This window comes from Niastella caeni (genome assembly GCF_004834005.1).
GTDB classification, from domain to species: Bacteria; Bacteroidota; Bacteroidia; order Chitinophagales; family Chitinophagaceae; genus Niastella; species Niastella caeni.
Genome location: NZ_STFF01000001.1, coordinates 750,686 through 767,765 on the forward strand (window position 1 = coordinate 750,686; position 17,080 = coordinate 767,765).

Below are 17,080 nucleotides of genomic sequence, written 5' to 3' on the forward strand. Positions count from 1 at the left end.
TAGCCTATCTTAGATTGTTAGATCAATCCTCCTCCAATTAAGTGTCAAATCGTTACGATAAGGGTAAAATGCTTTACGCTGGCAGGGACAGAAATGAATTACTAATCAGAACCCACTGCATGCTGATGCCGGTAGGCCGCCGGCGGGCAATCATATTTCTGTTTGAAGGCAGCCGTAAAATGTTCAACGCTGTTAAAACCTGATGAAAAAGCAATATCTGCAACAGGCTGCATGGTGTTGCGCAATAACAACTCTGCATTTTTTAACCGAAGCGTCAACAGGAATTGATGCGGTGATTCGGAAGTGAACGTTTTAAAAAGCCGACTGAAATGGAATGGACTTACATAGCAATAAGCAGCTATCTGCATCAGCGATATATCATCGGTAAAATGATTGGAGAGATAGTCTTTCGCCCTTTCAATGGTGACCAGGTGATTTTGCTTTAACCGGGAATTGATGCGATGGTCGGGTTTGTAATCAGTAATATTCCCCAACACCTTTTCAATCACCTCCATTACCAGGTTATCAATTTGCAGCTTCCCGCCAGAGCGGGTGAGGATGAGCTTTATGATCTGAAAGTGCAGGAACTCGGTTTCGGCATTGGTTTTTATCAGCGTTGAATGCCAGTCGTTATCCTGGAAAAATGGAATGCCACTGTAATGCGCCAACATCTCCTGTAAGAAATCCTCTTTAAATTCAAAGATGGTGCATTCATCGGGAATAGCGTGGGTATGGGTCACCGTGCGTTCGTAACCTGGTTTAGTAACCAGTACGCAACCACTATATGAATCGAGTGACTGTCGAAATACATTAAACAGGAAATTGCCTTTGCGCACAAAACTGATCGAAAAAGCGGTGCAGTATTCCGGTTTAGACGTACGACAATCGGTGCACCGGCATTTGAAATCCATTATGCGGTAGAAATCTGACTCATACAAGGTATGTATGTCGGCATCCATGTATTAAAAGTACGAATTTCCGGGTATGGCCCGGAATGGATGAGATTGATCAGATTCCGCCCATGAAACTGGTTCAATTGTTGGTTCAGGGTTTATCATTAAGAAGGGAAATCCTTTCCTAGGTGTTAAGGTGACTATTTGAGTAAATTCTAGCGCTGAACAAGTTTAAATACCTTGCCTGTAGTACCCTGGAGGCCAGGCATGGAAGAAACGGCAAGATATATTTCACCATCATCATCCTGTCCGAGGCCTCTTAAATAATAACCCACATCATCGGGATTACCAATAAGAGTAACTTCTTCATAAGTCCAGGGAGCAGGTTCTTCGCTCCATTGCGGGGTTGCAATAAATAGTTCTCCATTGGCGGTTGAAGGCGATTGTGAAAAGGTGCCGAAAACATATTTACCATTCCAGCCATTAATTTTATTGCCACGATAAACATAACCGCCGATAATGGTAGTTGCTTTACCACCCAGCGGGTTTTGCCAGTTATTGATCTCTATTACCGGATCAAGTAACCGCTTTCCCCTGTCATCAATTGCAGGGCAGGTTGATAAAACCTTCGAACTGTCAGTTGTATTGAAGCAATGGTTCCCTTCCCGTACATTCCAGCCATAATTTGCGCCTTTTCTTACAATATTTATTTCTTCCCACAAAACCTGACCGGCATCAGAAGTAATTAGCTGGTGCTCACCTCCCATATCAAACGACATGCGGTAGGGATTGCGAAACCCAAATGCAAAGATCTCATCTTTGCCTGGTTTATTTACAAACGGATTTGTGGATGGTACGACATAAGGTGACCCTGAGTCAACATCAATACATAAGATCTTACCTAAAAAATTAGCTTCAATATTCTGCGCATTGCCACCGCCATTAACCAGGTACCAGTCATTAACATGCCCCGGCCCAACATCATTAGCTCCGCCCCCATCCCCTATAGAGATATACAGGTAGTTGTCGGATCCAAAAGCCAGCGACCCGCCGTTGTGATTGAATTGTGGGTCATCGAATTCCAGGATCACCTTTTCAGAGTTCGGGTCTGCCCTGAAAACGTCGGGCACAACCCTGAATTCCGAAATACGGCTTAAGTTATTCCAGGAAGCGCCGGGAACCGGGCCACCGGGGCGAGGTGGTAGCTGATAATAGGCAAAAACGCGGCCATTAGTTTTAAATTCTGGATGAAAAGCAATCCCCAGCAGTCCCCGTTCATCATAATTTGGATTAAGTGCTACCAACTTACTGCTTATATCCAAAAAAGGCGTAGGCCGCTTATATCCATTTCTATCAATGAGCCATACTTTTCCGATCTGGTCAATCACATAACGCCGTTCGCTATGGTGCGTAGAAAGAACCTGTATCGGCGATACAAATCCTTCAGCCAGCAATTCCATATCAATGCCGGTTATTTGGGAACCATTCGATTTCTTACAACTTTGCAAGAGTATGCCGAGCAAACCTATTGTACCCAGTAAGGTAAAGCCAGCAATCAAAAAACGGGCAATGTTTGGTTGAATAGTCTTCATAACGCATTATTTAAGTAACGTAAAATAAATGAGACAAACTAAACCCATGCGCTGTCATATACAGTGCATAAAACTTTCAACAGTGAGACCCATGTAGGATATTGCCCACAACCCCGAAGTTTTTTAAAGGTTATTACATTTTAAGTGGTAATTCAACAGAATTAGCTTCATTGGAACATCAGGAAGAATAACAAAAGAGATAGTCCAGGGGTTACTAAGCATTTAAGGTAATTATGAGCAAAGGTTGTTCCGATCTTATAATAAGGTACGTAAATTCAATATAAAAAAAAAGGGTTTAAAAAGAAGTTGATTGACATCAAATGTTTGACATTGCTATATAAGATGATTTATTCGTAACTTATGTATTAAGTTCAAAAAGTACACCGTCCAATTTTGAATATCCATCCGGTTAGAGTCGAGAGATCCGATCGTTTTGAGATCGGATTTTTCTTTAGTAGGCATTATACAAAATGAAAAAAAGAAGTTAAAATATGATAGGTATTATGTTTTTTGGCCGTTATAAATAAATATTTTAATTTTTACTAACGATTTAAAGTATCCGCATTTAAGGTTTAAATATTTTATTGGTTTCAATGCCCGGATTGTAGCGATCCCCCCCTGTAAAGCTGGAATTTAATAATACATTTTAACCGCTGTAAAAGCCATTAAACGTTAAACCTATATGAAAAAGTCACCAGTAAGTTTTTCTTCATTATTGAACCTGCCTCGCATAAACAAAACGCTCCCCGACGGATTTTTCAAAAATCAAAAGATAACAAAACAAGCTGCATCGCTATCGCAACCTGTTGTACCACCAAGCGAAGCAATGATCAACTACCTCAATCGCATTGGGCATGAGTATCCGTTTTGTGTAAATAATAAGCAGAAAACGCATGATCCACTATAAAACCATTAGGGCCATCAATTGAATTAAAAGCGTGGCAGGGAAATTGAATAAGTAGATGAAGTAAAAACTAATTTATGAAAAACATCTTTTTCGCATTAGTAATCGTCTTGGCAGCCTTTAGTGCCTGCAATCCACCACAATCCACCACTGGTAACTCGTCTGACAGTACAGCCACTAACAATAGTACACGCGATACCACCAATAGTACGAGTGATACCAGCGTATCAACACAAAGAGACACAAGTATGAATAAATAGCATTCTTTGTGCACATTACGAACAAGTATGTAAGTAAGTTTGGTATTCCTGCAGCCAGCTAAAGTTTGTGAGAACAGGTTGGGTAAAAACGGTCGCATTGTATCAAAAAAAAGTCCCCCGATGTATCGAGGGACCTTTTTTACTTTTTCAATTAATTACGCTACTTTAATGGTTTTTAAAACCTGTTTTGCTTTTTCATTTTTAGGAAGCGTTACATATAGTATCCCATTTTCATAACGCGCATTTATACTGTTTGCATCAATAGCGTCATTCAAATGGAAGTTTCGGCTGAATGAGTGTTTCCGGTATTCCTGCCGTACCCATCCTTCTTCTTTGTTCATTTCCTTATTTTCATTCTTTTCTTCAAAAGAAACCGTAAGTATATCACCAGATACATTCAACTGAAAATCTTCCTTCCGTAAACCAGGGGCAACCAGTTCCATTTCATAAGTGGCGTCTGTTTCCCGCAGGTTTACAGGCACCTTAGCACGCTCTATTTCACCGGCATTCAGTCCCCAAAAAGAATCATCGAAAAAACGGGATAAATTATTCTGGAAGATCTGATCAACTACACTTCCAAAAGTTGCCGGTTGACGACTATTTTCTCTTTTCATGATGTTTGCCATAAATTCCTCCTTTTTATAAGTTTGTTAAGAAATAATTTCATAGTAAACAATTAAACAAAATCATAAATAGGAATACAATTCTATTATACCCTTTTCAAGTCATATGCCAGCGCTATTCCGACTTAATTTTTGTCATTTTTTATGCAAAAAATGCAGAAACGCACAAAGATAAATTTGAAAATTTGACAGTACCCCATAGAAGAAGTAATACCCCCTGCCTGCTTGGTATTTTTATTGTTTATAAAAGTATAACCAATAATAAACCCAGACTATGCAAACCAGATTTTATATTATTTGCCATATTAAAACATCAGCCGGGCCTGAGAGCTATGGGCGCTTTGAAATAGGTAATGACCGTGAGACAGCCGCAAAGTTATTCGAAAAACTGAAAGGAGACAAAGAAGTGAACGAACAAAATATGCTGTATATAGAACTGATGGAAACGTCGAATGGACTTCCCATCAATATTAACATCTTGAGTTGTACACTCGATCAATTAACGGAAAATTGCCGCATTGTTACCAAAGAGATCTTTACCCAACATAATCTTGGCAAAGCACTGTTTTGAGTAATCCTTAGGCTGAACAAGTTTGTACTTGCCGGTAGTACCTAGTGGACAAAAGTACTCCATTAGGTGTTGCAGGCGTACCAGCGTTTAATATCCTCGCCATTGTGGATCGTCCCATTCAAGGGATCACTTTTTCTGAGTTCATATCAACGCTTGAAATGTCGGGGGGCCAATGCCTGCTCGCCACTTTTTGCCCACGTACATTTTAAATCCGCATTCATTGTGCTTAATGCATCCAGGATCAATTGTACATCTTCCTCATCATCATCAATGACAAAAAAATGCTTTTTCATAATGACCGTTTAATTAAAAAAAATGACTTTTCCCCCTATTTTTATATCAACCCGCGACAATGGGCTGATTCCTTAACAAAGAGCATTTGTTTCACAGGCTATACTTACATGCAGGCATGTCAACTCATTTTTTTCCGGCATCAGTAATTGATATATAAGCCACACGTGTAGTGGAGTCAATGCAGAACCAGCCAAACTAATTCAAGGGTCAATAAATTAAATTGAAAACTGATAAGCCGGAGAAGTGTATGAACAACGGTGTATTGAATATTTCCGTGTGTAACTAAAATTATGCAGATTATTACAAACAAAAAAATAAACCACCGGTTTTAATGTGCCGATATATTTCCCCATTTTTATTACTGTATTCACTGATGGGTGGTTTCAGGAACAGCCTGTTTGAGGTATTGGCCTCCTGGATATTTCAAGGTTTACGCCCGAAGGCAATGAAATGAAAGATGAATGGAACGAAAGTTGTGCGAAATAGCTAGGGGTGTACCTGAAGCCGCTGAAAATATTCTGGTAAATGGAAAATGTATAATTTTGTTGCGAGAACAACATATGAGGCCTGAAAGCAATCCACCCGATACATTGCCGGAATTATCAAATCCTGGAACATAAACTATCCGTTCGGCACTAAAAATTATCTCCTCTGTTTTTGGAGTTTAAACAATTGCCCTAGATTACCAGGCAGATAAGAACCTCCACCGACCCATGTCTTCTGAAGGTATAATCCCCCCTTTGTATAAATCTATTACAGGCAAATTATTGAACGGCTGATACTGAACCTGGGTTCTGACAAAGCACCCTGCTCGTCTATAATTAAAAAATTGTGTATGCGCTCGATGTGGAATGGTTCGCTCGGCTTCGGACTCGTTAATATTCCGGTTCGAATGTACCTGGCGACGGAAGAAAGCAGAATTTCCTTTGTACAACTAGACAAAAAGGATCATGCCAGAGTTAGGTATAAGAAAGTAAACGAAGTCACAGGCAAAGAATTGCAGCAGGAAGACATTGTACGTGGCTACCCAATGAATAACACGTACGTAATAGTTGATGATGCAGATTTGCAAAAAGCAGCGCCAGAAAAAGTTGATCACATTGACATTGTACAATTCGTTAATGAAAATGAAATAAACGCTTTGTATTATGAAAATCATTATTTTTTAGAACCAGACAAAGTGGGTGCCAAAGCATATATCCTTATACGTGATGCTTTGACATTAGAGGGAAAAGCGGCAATAGGCAGATTGGTTTTCCATGGTAAGGAATGGCTTTGTCTTATCAAACCCCTAAGAAAAGTGCTGGCTCTTCACAAGCTTCGCTTTTCTGATGAAATCAGAAGTGAAGCAGGGTTGGTAATTCCTGATGCAGCGATAAAGAATGATGAACTTAAGATGGCGAGCCTGTTAATTGCACAGCTTTCCAGGCCGTTCAAGGCTGAAGAGTATACAGATACTTACTCAGCAAAGGTGCTCGAAGTAATTGAAGCGAAAGCCAGGGGGAAATCAAAAGGCAAACAACTCAAAATTGTGCACACCGCTACAACTGACGACCTGATGGAAAAACTAAAAGCATCTCTTCATGTAAAACGCAAAAAAGCATCATAATGGTATTGAGGCTTTGATGACATATTTCCTCATAATAACTATTTCAAACTGCAGATTCTTTAGGAATAATTGAAATAGTGCCATCCAGTTCAAGTACAGCATATTTTATTTGATCAAGGCGTTCAAGGCCGTGTATATTACGGGCTGCTTCCAGAACGTCTTCTTCACTTACCCTTGACTTGCGCGACCTGTTCTGTAACAGCTTGCCATCTGCTACTACAATAAGCGGAGAACCTTCTGTTATTTTTTCAAACCCTTTCCATTTATGCTTGATCATGGAGAAAAGCAGATCAACGCCTATCAAAGTGGTAATAAGAATGAGGGAGGTGGTAATGGAATAATCTTCTCCCACAAGCGCCTGCTGGGTCACTTCACTGATAATCAGCAGCAGAACGAGTTCAAAAGGAGTAGTTTGCGCTAACGTTCGCTTTCCGCTAAGCCTGAAGACAAGCATCAGGAACAAGTATATTATTATTCCCCTAATTACCGGATTCATTATGGATAAATTTGGTGACTAATTGTAAAAGGCGTTTCATTTACTTTAATAATTGCCGTTATACTACCGGTTCTTTTGGCCATCAGATGACAATGTATATTGGCCGTACGTAAAGCATGGAAATAATAAGTGGTTACATCATTAACGGTCCTGTTACTATGAGGCAAAGGGGTAATGGAATGCAGGTCGATATACTGCATATATTGCTGGGGTATTTCCAGTGTAATACTGTCTTTTGCATTCTGAATATTAAATGTCATTTCTGCTTCACTTTCATACCGCAGAAAACGTTCATACTTTACACTGTTACCATTTTTGATTAGTGTCTTGTAGCTTAATGGTCCGGAACCAAAAACACCTGCAAGTGCCAGGATCAGCGCGGAATACAGGATCCCCCAACCAATTTTCTGAATAATCCAACCCCTTTTATGTTGTTCCAGGCTTTCGTCCAGTTGAAGTTTGTGCCGAACAGTTTCAACTGATTGTTTATTTTCAGTCATGTATATATAGATATTAAAAATTTGATTCAATTTGCTTGCCAGGCCAATTATAGAGAATGGTGTCTTCAGTTTTCGGTGGTTGTCATTTTTGCTGCGAATTCAACAATAACATTCACTGGCATAATATTTTTACAACTAATAGAAAGATAAAATTATGGCAGACAATCCAATGAAGAAAAAAGCAGATGCCAAACGCATCAGTCAACAAGACCACGAGCAAGCGTATCAGAGAAGCAAGGCGAAAAAAGCAACTGGTAAAAAATCTGCCAGGAAAAAAACAGCCAAAAAGAAAACAGTTTGAAAAAGCAGGTAATATCCATTAGTTTATTTCTTTCGAGTGAAAATCTATTAATTCTCCTTTGAGCCAATAACAGATCCTTTAGAAATTTTATGGGAAAATGAACAAAATGTTTACGTAGTTCGATAAACCACCTTTGCCTTTATTCAATACCGTTCCCGGTGATAGCATCCGATGCTGCATGTTGCAGGACGGAACATTTGATCACCTAAAAAAAATAAAATGAAAAAGTTTGCAAAACCTTTCATTGCGGTAGTATTATGCTGTAGCCTGACCATTGCCACGCCGCTGCTGGCACAAAATGAAACCAACACTTCGGCTGCGCAGACCGCCGATCGGAATGAAGATGACAACACCGGAAAATGGGGGCTTGCAGGATTACTTGGATTGATTGGGCTGGCTGGATTGCGAAGAAGGGATGATGATAACAGAACAAGGGTAAGCAGGAATCCATAGTACGAACCCAATACAGTAACCTGGCTGCTAAGCAGCCAGGTTAACTGCGTTCATGTATTAAGGTATGGCAGACGCTAGGATATAACTAGCGATCATAAAAACGTATGCAATAGTTTAAGAACTATTCAATGTAAAGGCATTTGCAGAGGCTGGAGCATCGGTAGCATTAGCAGAAATGATAAAGATATAGCATAAGCGGTGAAGGATGATGCAAAAATGGTATTGCCGTGTTTGTATGCAATACACATTGCGCCTTCAAAGGTTTTGCTATACATTTCTTTAAACTCACCTCAGTTATTTTTTTCGATGGCGTTTTTACATTATCTTTAATACTCCTGCAATTGATGCTCCTGAATTGGTAAATGGCTCCTCTGATTAGTAAGCTGTAATTTTTTTCAATCATCTTATAATTACTTATTACGCGTACTGTATAAGTGTTCTCTTATTTTTTAATTCCTGCAATCATTAAACCTAACATATGCTCGCAGAAGCAAAAGCGTTTAAAATACCCCATTATCCTTCCCGCAAAATCGCCAGTTACCAAACACTGAGAAGAAGGTTTTTAAGAACGCGCGACTTTTATGATCATCCCAGTTCAGTGGAATGGGACGCCATTTTATATCGTGATGCGCATGAACCGGAACGCCTGGTTTTTTACAAAAGAGATGCACGCCTGGTTATTTACCCCAGTGACCTCGTTGCCATCTATGGAAAATCAGCCCGTACAGCCCGCCGGTACCTGCAGTATATTCGCGAAGAAATAGGTTTACCAAAGGGAGCTCCTGTTACAATCAAAGATTTTTGTGCTCAATCTCATCTTGATTATGAAACCATCCATACGTTCATAATGGAAAGTTAACAACGTTATTCACTTTCAATATGCATGCTATATGAGTTACCAGGAGTTTTGTAGAGTAATATACACCGAAATGGAACCCGACCACCCATGGTACACATTCTATCAAACCAGGGATTGGTACGACATGCCCACCAACATAAGGGATAACGACTGGAGCTATACTGACACTGAAGCCGTTCAGCGTAAGAAATACCGGGAAAGGCCTGGTCGATTTAGTATCTATCCCAAAGACGTTGAATATATGTATGACTGTACTCCGGAAGCAGCCCGTAGCCTGCTGAATGATGTGCGGGAGTCAATTGGCCTATCTGTAAGCGGTCCTGTGACTTACTATGATCTTCAGACGTATACTGAACTCGACCTGCAAACGATACTGGATTTTATTATGGAGAGTTGAATGAAAGACCTGTACCAGGGTAACCAGGCATAAAAAAACGTGGCCCCGATAAATCGGGACCACGTGAGCAAGGATATTGCTATCCTTTGTTGCAATAGGTATCATCATCCCATCACAATGCCACTCAGCAATTACTTACTGAATAAATCGTGATAAAATGGGTGAAAATACCGACTTTTCGCCCCGTCCGATGGCAATTACGCGAAACGAATATTTCACGCCAGACTGAAGGCCCCTGAACGTATATGAGGGCTCCGTAATAGTTCTGGCTATCCATATACTTTCGTTGGTAACCACACCGGTAGTATACTCATAGACATACGCTTTTGCACCCGGTACCCTTTTGATACGAACGGTAGCCTGCTCAGGAGCGTCTGTCCGTACTTCCAAATCACCAATTGGCCTTAGGTCATCGGCTTCTCCCCGATTCTTTGTCAACTTAAAGCCACTGCTTAACAATATTTCCCTGTTGCCATTAGCAACTGAGTTTACATACTCTGCCAGTTGCGTTAACACAGCGCGCAAAACCGTTCGCTTGTTATCCTTAATAGCAACCAGTTTCTGGTCCCGGCCAGATGCATCATACAATGATTGCTGGTATTCCTGGGTAGCCTGCTTTAACACGGCCACGGTAGGATTGGGATTCGGGAAATATGTATTATCTGTCATATTATCTATGACTACATAGCTTTCATTTACCAGGTCGCCATCCCGGCCTCTGTTAAATGAAGTGTTTACTTTGTTACTCATAAAATTATTTTTTAAACATTAATAAATTAAAATACCTGCTACCTGCCTGCCGGCAGGCAGGCTAAAACAAAGCTTCAACTTGTTGGCCAACAAAGCTGATCAATAACTGCTTCCTGAATGTTTAAACGCAACCGATGAGGATCCTTTGTACTGAACCGAAAATCGTTTCTAAATACACCACGGTACGTTCATTCATTTTAGTTGCCGTTATCTGACACAAATGTAGAGGGCACTTTCGAAACCCCTGGCCATTTTGGCCATTGTGGCCATTATGGCCATATTATCCACTTTTGGCGGTGTTTTCGTTGTCTGACAATCTTGACGTAATTGCCAATACCTTTAATTCGATTGACATTAGAAGAAAATTAATTGCCGAAACACGTAAGTTGAATTGCGAGGCTTATAGTTTGAATTACAATAAGCATAGTTTGAAATGCAGTGAGGCTTGTTCGACTACAATCCTGTTTAGCCATTTACAAAATAGCTTTTGCATTTGATTAAAGGCTCCTTGTATTGCAGATGATCTGTCTTGTTATTGAAATTACAGGCCTTGTAGTGCAAAACACACCCATTGCATCGCAAACAATATGCCTTGTACATTGAACAATGCATTTTGTTTTCGATCTATAAGCCCTGCAATCCGGCTTATATGCCTTGCATTCCGAACAATGACCATTGCATTCCAGCTTTTTCATTTAGCCAACCGACATATATGATATTGCAATGGGAATAGATAGATCGTACAACAAACAAGCTATTATGTTTTGCGAACCAGGCAGGCCATCATTCAAACCAAAGGCCTTGCATGATGATTAATATATATAGAAATTAAGAAGTCAGACGCTGTAATCAAACAATAGCTATCGTAAACAAACCCTACAGCATTGCCACGCAACTTACAGGTATTGCAATTCAACTCCGCGGTTATAATTACAAACTATCAGCTTTCCCTGATCAACTTCAACCCCCAATAGATGAGCAAGATCAATAAATTTAACAGCTAAACGGATTTTAAAAAAACTATCTTATTTTAGTATAGGTAAGGCCGCTAGTTAGTAGCGGCCTTTGCTATTTATAATAATCATTAAATTTTTACAAATGGACTACAAAGAACTTATTAAGCCACTTGAAACCGCATTCCTTGATATGGGTTACAAAAAGCACGTGATAATCATTGGATCGTACAAACCCAGGACATATGGCCTCCTTACATTTAGCGGGAACGCTCATTAAAAAATTAAGCATGCACCACGAACAATTACTAAAGATATTATACGCTCCAATGGAAGAATTGGGTTATAAAAATCTTGACAAATATACATGGGTGTTGCCATTCGATGAATTCAGCATTGTTTCAAACATCGTGCGTCGTGAGGAACCTCGTTTCGATATTTTAATGGTCGTGGTATTTGACCTGTTAGAAAAAGAGTTTCCCCTGGAAAAATGCAGACAAGAGAAGTTATTAATTGAAACCACGCTGTACGATCTCTTATTATCATTAGGAGAACCGGAGAAAAACCTGAATAAATTGTTTTATAATAATTTTTATAAAGGGGCTGAGTTTGAATTGGAAAATAACATTCCCGCCATTATGGACCTTTTTAAAACGAAAATAATTCCCTTCTTTGAAAATTGGAATGACTATCTCTGGCTTATAGAGAATTTTGAAAAAAGAATATTCAAGAAACCATTTTATGTAATTGGACCGGATGTTTTTTTAAATTTCTTTTATGAGCAATTAGTATTTAAACAATGGATTAAAGAGAATTGTTGAACCGGTCAACGCACTTCACCGGCTTAATGCCCACCTCCTTCAACCGGCTAACAATAAACGCCCCCACATCCCTACCCTGCTGCTGTCCATTTTCAATGGCATCGCGGTAATGAATGCCGCCATATAGCCGGGAAATGGCTGCTTCCGCTGCCGCTTGCCTGAATGATGTGAAGGACCGGGCGGGAATTTCAAACAGCTCCTCCGAATTATCGATATAAGAAAATTTATCACCGAACAAATAAGTAAGCACTTCTGCCGAAGCAGTGGATACTACACTGTGCCCGCTGGTATACTCAGGGAAGGGCGGCGTTTGCAGTAATGGCTGCCATTTTATATTGATGTAGCGGTTGATGTACGTTTCGGGCCGTATACGGTTACTGCGGTATTTTTCATCCCAGCAACTAATAAAAGCATCCATGATGGTAATGCCTACCAATGTTTGCACCGTGATGGTAGCGGTAAAATCCAGTTGCGCCTTTTGCGCGGCAATGGCGGCAATGTTCATCCAATGCCCGCCCGGACTGATCTTTTTAAACCCGATAGACATATGGCCCGATGTTGCCACCACAAATGGATTGCAATCCCAGAACGATGCAATGTTCAACTGCTCGGGCGTGGCTTTTACAGAAGCATCATACACTTCTTTGGCCAATTTGTAAAAATGGCTGTTGCTGTCTTTACTAAACGCAACCGGCGGCAATGGCGGAAACTGGTTACACGAATCCATCACAAATGGCCGAACGGTTTTCCAGTTGGGTTCAACCGCTTCCATATAGGCCGGCGGCGTAGGATACCAATACCCTTCGCCCTTTACCGGGGTATAGCGTAATTGCGCACTTAACCTGCCATACCGGTCTGTTTTGGAATAATCCACAATACGTGCCGCCAGGTATTTGGCTACCGCTATCGAGCTGTCAATGACCGCTGCGGGTACTTTCAATTTTTGCTGTTCGGCAATAAACTGTTCTTCTTCTTCCTGCAGCCGGTAACCCGAAGGCAGCATAAGCCGGCCGGTTTCTAAAATACAGTATACCGCCGCTATGCGATGATCGTAATTAGTAGTCTTAGTTGTTATAACCGGTTGTTTGTATTGCTTCAGCAACCCGCCCAGGTTGCTTAGCCTGGCATCGTTTTGCGATACGATCTCATAGGCGCCCAACATGCAATAAGCATAATACCGCGCAGCAGCCGGCGGGTTCACCACATCATGCATCATTACTTTCGATAAAGAAAAAACCGCTGGCTGCAGATAACGGGTGAAGGCGGTGGCCTCATTCTTTTTTATTACCGGCTTTTTGCTTACCCTCGTTTGGGCTGAAGCTGCCAGTTGCAGCAAGAGCAATGCCATCAATAGCAGAGTCTTCAACAAGGCATAGGAAAATATACCGACGTCCCGCAAGGCGGGACGCCGGCTTTTTGACATATCAAACAAACGAACTGCGAATTCTGTCATACTACTGTACTTTATAAAATTGCATTGCTTCATTGCAAATGCCCGCTATTATATACCGGGTATTATTGGTCTTCAATGCAACAGCGGCCTTTACATCGCCTTTAATACCAAGCCCCGATTCGGGTTGAGAAACATAATTAAAATTCCCCTTTCCATCGCCGGCAAGCAAACAACCATAGCTGGCATTGATACAACCGATCTTTAACCGGTTATCGGAATGATTGCCCAGCAACAACAGGTCTTTTTTTCCATCGCCGTTATAATCATCTGAAAGGATGTTGGTAACAACAGAGAATTGCGCCTGCATAGGTAATTCAGCCGGTATAAATTTTCCATTGCGGTTTAAAAAAGTAAGGGTACGGGTTTCTGTCACCGTCAGGCGGTTTGCCTTTTCCAATTCCTCCTTTGAAAAAATATCTTTGATGGTTACCTGCGAATAAGCGGCGTATGACGTGAACTTTTTTCGCATGGGATAGATCTGTTCATTCAATTCATCGCGGCTTACAAACGGGTAACTGGCGCCCTGGATGTAATAATTAAAGAAGGGATCGATAGACCCATTGTTATCAAAATCGGCATAATACAATTCACCGGGCTCTTTTTCCGATACCCGTAAACAGGAATTCATTCCCAGGTTGCCGGCAACGATATCATCGTTCCCATCCTGGTCAAGATCGGTTAGGTGCAGCGTAAACCAGAAGCCATTGGGTGCTTTATCGAAATACGCGGTTGTTTTATCAACAAAACCATTGGCTGTATTCATAAAAACACTCACTGGCATAAACTCTCCACATAGCACCAGGTCTTTGCGGCCATCTTTGTCCAGGTCGGCCCATTGCGCATCGGTTACCATCCCTATCTGGGCAAAAGGAATGGTGGTTGTTGTAAAATGCCCTTTGCCATCATTTGTCAATAAGTAAGAAGTTGGTGTTAACGGATACCGGCCCGGAATTACGCGGCCGCCGATGAACAGGTCCATATCCCCATCGCCATCATAATCACAGGGCCGAACACACGATTTGCTGTTGGCGCTAAGGCCGGGCAGCATTCCGGTTGATAATTTAAACTGGCCTTTGCCATCGTTCAGATACAATTCGTCTTGCAAAGCACGGGTACCGGGCTCATATAGCGCATAACCGCCTTTGGCAACATACAGGTCCTGGTCGCCATCCCCATCTGCATCAACAAATGCGGCAGCCGCAATGGAGGAGGTAGTTTCATCCCCGATATACTGATCGGGTTCAACATAAAATTGTCCTTTCGTATTCTGAATGTAAATTTTGCCGGGTTTGTTCTTATCACCGCTCACAAACAAATCTTCCCGCCCGTCTTTGTTCACATCGCCTTTGGTTATAACAGGCCCGGTTTTGGAATACATGAACAACATCAGTAACTGGCGTTTAAAATCGTTTTCACTGAGGTCGGTATGCGTATAGGTAAATAACTTATCAGCGGGTGTAAGGATGGTTTTTGCAGCATATACCGGCTTTTCTTCTATAACAGGATCATGTTGCTCGTAATTTATATTTAACTGCTTATTGGTTTCTACGTTTGTAAGCACCTGCGCCCGTTGATCGGGCCAAACGATCTTTACCGAATCGATCATTTTTGCACTGTCAACACCAAAGTGCAGGCGGGTTGGAACACAGGACAAATAGCCGCGCGCCGGATTCACTTCTGCGTATTGCACCGTTCCATGATCGTACAACCATACTTTGGCGCCAATCGCAAATCCGTTTGGTTTTTTATAATGCAGGTTGAGGGAAAGATAGCCGGCCTTCGTGCTCTCTCTTGCGGTGTTCTTATACACAAACGCATTTTCATTTATGTTATTGATCACCAGGTCCAGATCCCCATCGTTATCCAGGTCTGCGTATACCGCTCCTGATGAGATGGCCGGCTTGTCCATTCCCCAGGGTTTCTGCTGGTTGGTAAAGGTGCAATTACGATTGTTCTTATAAATGTAATTGGGCAGCGCGGTGGAAGGCATGGCGCGTATGAGGTCCATCAGCAGCACGGGCTCGCGGTCCATGGCCTTTTTTACTTTGTAATCGCCCCAATAGCGCAAAAAATCCTTATTGGTATAATCGCGTAAGTAACCGTTGGTAACAAACAGGTCTTTATAGCCGTCGTTGTCATAATCGGCCAGCAGCGGGCACCAGCTCCAGTCGGTATTGGATACGCCGGCCAGTTGACCGATCTCGCTAAAGGTGGCCTCCCCTTTTCCGCCGGGGACGGGCGTAATACCGTTATTCAAATGCAGCATATTACGCATATACTGCGGGTTTAATCCCTGGTTTACCATCAGGGCAAAGGATTCATAGTTTTCCTGTAACTGTAATAATTTCTGCCGCCTGTTATCTTCGGGCAGCATATCGAGCGTTATAATATCGGGCAATGCATCGTTATTGAAATCGGCAATATCAACGCCCATTGAAAACTGCGACAGGTACCGCAGGCTTTTGTCGGCTTCATTGGTGAAAGTGCCGTTGCCATTGTTGATGTACAGGTAATCGGGTTCGTTGTAATCATTGGTAACATATACATCCTGCCAGCCATCTTTATTAATATCGGCAATGGCTATGCCTAAACCAAACGTCAACGGGTTTTGCCGGAGGCCGGCTTTTTTAGACACATCAACAAAATGGTTGTTCTGGTTTTCATATAGTTTATTACCGGCCAGTTCATCTACTTCATCGCGATAACGGGCCAGCTCCATGTTATCAATTTTTTTGGTGCTGTGGTTCAGCAAAAAAAGATCGAGGTCGCCATCATTGTCATAATCAAAAAAGGCGGCCTGCGTTCCATAGCTTTTATCATTCACTCCATAAGCGGCCGCTTCTTCCTTAAATGTAGCATTGCCCTGGTTGATGAACAATTGGTTCCTGCGGGCATCGTCGCTTACTTTTCCGGAATAACATACATAAATATCCAGCCAGCCATCGCCGTTTACATCGGCCATGGTTACACCGGTCTTCCAGCTACCAGGCCGGCCGGCCAGTTCTTTCCCCGCATCTTTGGTAATATCTTTAAACTGCAGGTTACCTGTGTTCTGAAATAATTTGTTTTCGCCCATGTTCGATACCAGGAAGATGTCTTCCAGGCCATCGTTATTGATATCGCCTACGGCTACGCCGCCACCGTTGTAGAAATATTCGTAAGCCAGCACATTCAGGTTCTCTGTTTCGCTGATGCGATTTATAAATTGCAGGTTGGTTTGTTTAGGAGTTAACAGTTCGAATAATGGCCCTTGTGCAAAGCTTGTTAGAACGGAAGTATAAATAAGAATTATAGCTATAATGAGAGGTCGTATCATCATTTGTAACAGTTTGTAGTTTATGGTTTGTGGTT

The 17,080-nt window shown here is 41.6% G+C and carries 17 protein-coding genes; 8 read left to right on the forward strand and 9 right to left on the reverse strand.

The window, feature by feature from the left end; all coding sequences use genetic code 11:
- Positions 1-101: 101 nt before the first annotated feature.
- Both FAM09_RS02910 and FAM09_RS02915 read right to left on the reverse strand, forming a co-directional pair.
- Positions 102-959 (reverse strand): helix-turn-helix domain-containing protein, encoded by an 858-nt coding sequence (locus FAM09_RS02910; protein WP_136575573.1) that lies wholly within the window; start codon positions 957-959, stop codon positions 102-104.
- 149 nt (positions 960-1,108) lie between these two features.
- Positions 1,109-2,485 (reverse strand): PQQ-dependent sugar dehydrogenase, encoded by a 1,377-nt coding sequence (locus FAM09_RS02915; protein WP_136575574.1) that lies wholly within the window; start codon positions 2,483-2,485, stop codon positions 1,109-1,111.
- A 682-nt stretch (positions 2,486-3,167) separates the two neighbouring features.
- On the opposite strand from FAM09_RS02915, the gene FAM09_RS02920 reads away from it, so the two are divergent.
- Positions 3,168-3,392, forward strand: coding sequence for a hypothetical protein (locus FAM09_RS02920; protein WP_136575575.1), 225 nt, complete (start codon positions 3,168-3,170; stop codon positions 3,390-3,392).
- A gap of 412 nt (positions 3,393-3,804) precedes the next feature.
- On the opposite strand, the gene FAM09_RS02925 is transcribed toward FAM09_RS02920, so the two are convergent.
- The gene (locus FAM09_RS02925; protein WP_136575576.1) at positions 3,805-4,275 is read right to left on the reverse strand and encodes an Hsp20/alpha crystallin family protein; all 471 of its coding nucleotides are present in this window, start codon (positions 4,273-4,275) and stop codon (positions 3,805-3,807) included.
- A gap of 271 nt (positions 4,276-4,546) precedes the next feature.
- Between FAM09_RS02925 and FAM09_RS02930 the strand changes: the two genes are divergently transcribed.
- Positions 4,547-4,843: a hypothetical protein gene (locus FAM09_RS02930; RefSeq protein ID WP_136575577.1), complete on the forward strand. Its 297-nt coding sequence runs from the start codon at positions 4,547-4,549 to the stop codon at positions 4,841-4,843.
- A gap of 146 nt (positions 4,844-4,989) precedes the next feature.
- On the opposite strand, the gene FAM09_RS30610 is transcribed toward FAM09_RS02930, so the two are convergent.
- A complete protein-coding gene (locus FAM09_RS30610; RefSeq protein WP_153825438.1) occupies positions 4,990-5,136 on the reverse strand; it encodes a response regulator in 147 nt (48 codons plus the stop codon).
- A gap of 836 nt (positions 5,137-5,972) precedes the next feature.
- Here FAM09_RS30610 and ku point away from each other — a divergent pair.
- Positions 5,973-6,746, forward strand: a complete 774-nt coding sequence (gene ku / locus FAM09_RS02935) for a non-homologous end joining protein Ku (RefSeq protein ID WP_136575578.1) — start codon at positions 5,973-5,975, stop codon at positions 6,744-6,746.
- A 43-nt stretch (positions 6,747-6,789) separates the two neighbouring features.
- Here ku and FAM09_RS02940 read toward each other — a convergent pair whose 3' ends face one another.
- Together FAM09_RS02940 and FAM09_RS02945 are read right to left on the reverse strand one after the other, a co-directional pair.
- A complete protein-coding gene (locus FAM09_RS02940; protein WP_136575579.1) occupies positions 6,790-7,242 on the reverse strand; it encodes a DUF421 domain-containing protein in 453 nt (150 codons plus the stop codon).
- Complete coding sequence (locus FAM09_RS02945) at positions 7,242-7,742, reverse strand: hypothetical protein (protein ID WP_136575580.1); 501 nt, start codon at positions 7,740-7,742, stop codon at positions 7,242-7,244. The genes FAM09_RS02940 and FAM09_RS02945 overlap by 1 nt, the downstream gene beginning before the upstream one ends.
- A 154-nt stretch (positions 7,743-7,896) precedes the next feature.
- Here FAM09_RS02945 and FAM09_RS30985 point away from each other — a divergent pair, with 154 nt between their 5' ends.
- The 4 genes from FAM09_RS30985 to FAM09_RS02960 all read left to right on the forward strand — a co-directional run bounded on the left by FAM09_RS30985 (position 7,897) and on the right by FAM09_RS02960 (position 9,752).
- Positions 7,897-8,043, forward strand: coding sequence for a hypothetical protein (locus tag FAM09_RS30985; RefSeq protein WP_153825439.1), 147 nt, complete (start codon positions 7,897-7,899; stop codon positions 8,041-8,043).
- A 219-nt stretch (positions 8,044-8,262) separates the two neighbouring features.
- Positions 8,263-8,496, forward strand: coding sequence for a WGxxGxxG family protein (locus FAM09_RS02950; RefSeq protein ID WP_136575581.1), 234 nt, complete (start codon positions 8,263-8,265; stop codon positions 8,494-8,496).
- A 478-nt stretch (positions 8,497-8,974) separates the two neighbouring features.
- On the forward strand, positions 8,975-9,355 hold the full coding sequence (locus tag FAM09_RS02955; RefSeq protein ID WP_136575582.1) for a hypothetical protein: 381 nt from the start codon (positions 8,975-8,977) through the stop codon (positions 9,353-9,355).
- 70 nt (positions 9,356-9,425) lie between these two features.
- Positions 9,426-9,752 (forward strand): hypothetical protein, encoded by a 327-nt coding sequence (locus FAM09_RS02960; RefSeq protein ID WP_136575583.1) that lies wholly within the window; start codon positions 9,426-9,428, stop codon positions 9,750-9,752.
- Between the two features lie 135 nt (positions 9,753-9,887).
- Here FAM09_RS02960 and FAM09_RS02965 read toward each other — a convergent pair whose 3' ends face one another.
- Positions 9,888-10,502, reverse strand: coding sequence for a fibronectin type III domain-containing protein (locus FAM09_RS02965; RefSeq protein ID WP_136575584.1), 615 nt, complete (start codon positions 10,500-10,502; stop codon positions 9,888-9,890).
- 1,198 nt (positions 10,503-11,700) lie between these two features.
- Between FAM09_RS02965 and FAM09_RS02970 the strand changes: the two genes are divergently transcribed.
- Positions 11,701-12,276 carry a hypothetical protein gene (locus FAM09_RS02970; RefSeq protein WP_136575585.1) on the forward strand — a complete coding sequence of 192 codons (576 nt, stop codon included), beginning with the start codon at positions 11,701-11,703 and terminating at the stop codon, positions 12,274-12,276.
- Here the strand turns inward: FAM09_RS02970 and FAM09_RS02975 are convergent.
- Together FAM09_RS02975 and FAM09_RS02980 are read right to left on the reverse strand one after the other, a co-directional pair.
- Positions 12,260-13,729, reverse strand: coding sequence for a vanadium-dependent haloperoxidase (locus tag FAM09_RS02975; RefSeq protein WP_243751571.1), 1,470 nt, complete (start codon positions 13,727-13,729; stop codon positions 12,260-12,262). The genes FAM09_RS02970 and FAM09_RS02975 overlap by 17 nt on opposite strands.
- A 1-nt stretch (position 13,730) precedes the next feature.
- Positions 13,731-17,048: a VCBS repeat-containing protein gene (locus tag FAM09_RS02980; RefSeq protein WP_243751572.1), complete on the reverse strand. Its 3,318-nt coding sequence runs from the start codon at positions 17,046-17,048 to the stop codon at positions 13,731-13,733.
- Between the last annotated feature and the right edge of the window lie 32 nt (positions 17,049-17,080).

Bases quoted from the DNA above. Each gene is read 5' to 3' on its own strand.
- FAM09_RS02930 (WP_136575577.1), top strand. From the start codon at position 4,547: ATGCAAACCAGATTTTATATTATTTGCCATATTAAAACATCAGCCGGG.
- FAM09_RS30610 (WP_153825438.1), bottom strand. From the start codon at position 5,136: ATGAAAAAGCATTTTTTTGTCATTGATGATGATGAGGAAGATGTACAA.
- FAM09_RS02955 (WP_136575582.1), top strand. From the start codon at position 8,975: ATGCTCGCAGAAGCAAAAGCGTTTAAAATACCCCATTATCCTTCCCGC.
- FAM09_RS02920 (WP_136575575.1), top strand. From the start codon at position 3,168: ATGAAAAAGTCACCAGTAAGTTTTTCTTCATTATTGAACCTGCCTCGC.
- FAM09_RS02980 (WP_243751572.1), bottom strand. From the start codon at position 17,048: ATGATGATACGACCTCTCATTATAGCTATAATTCTTATTTATACTTCC.
- FAM09_RS02910 (WP_136575573.1), bottom strand. From the start codon at position 959: ATGGATGCCGACATACATACCTTGTATGAGTCAGATTTCTACCGCATA.
- FAM09_RS02925 (WP_136575576.1), bottom strand. From the start codon at position 4,275: ATGGCAAACATCATGAAAAGAGAAAATAGTCGTCAACCGGCAACTTTT.
- ku (WP_136575578.1), top strand. From the start codon at position 5,973: ATGCGCTCGATGTGGAATGGTTCGCTCGGCTTCGGACTCGTTAATATT.
- FAM09_RS02950 (WP_136575581.1), top strand. From the start codon at position 8,263: ATGAAAAAGTTTGCAAAACCTTTCATTGCGGTAGTATTATGCTGTAGC.
- FAM09_RS02965 (WP_136575584.1), bottom strand. From the start codon at position 10,502: ATGAGTAACAAAGTAAACACTTCATTTAACAGAGGCCGGGATGGCGAC.
- FAM09_RS02975 (WP_243751571.1), bottom strand. From the start codon at position 13,729: ATGACAGAATTCGCAGTTCGTTTGTTTGATATGTCAAAAAGCCGGCGT.
- FAM09_RS02915 (WP_136575574.1), bottom strand. From the start codon at position 2,485: ATGAAGACTATTCAACCAAACATTGCCCGTTTTTTGATTGCTGGCTTT.
- FAM09_RS02940 (WP_136575579.1), bottom strand. From the start codon at position 7,242: ATGAATCCGGTAATTAGGGGAATAATAATATACTTGTTCCTGATGCTT.
- FAM09_RS02960 (WP_136575583.1), top strand. From the start codon at position 9,426: ATGGAACCCGACCACCCATGGTACACATTCTATCAAACCAGGGATTGG.
- FAM09_RS02970 (WP_136575585.1), top strand. From the start codon at position 11,701: ATGGCCTCCTTACATTTAGCGGGAACGCTCATTAAAAAATTAAGCATG.
- FAM09_RS30985 (WP_153825439.1), top strand. From the start codon at position 7,897: ATGGCAGACAATCCAATGAAGAAAAAAGCAGATGCCAAACGCATCAGT.
- FAM09_RS02945 (WP_136575580.1), bottom strand. From the start codon at position 7,742: ATGACTGAAAATAAACAATCAGTTGAAACTGTTCGGCACAAACTTCAA.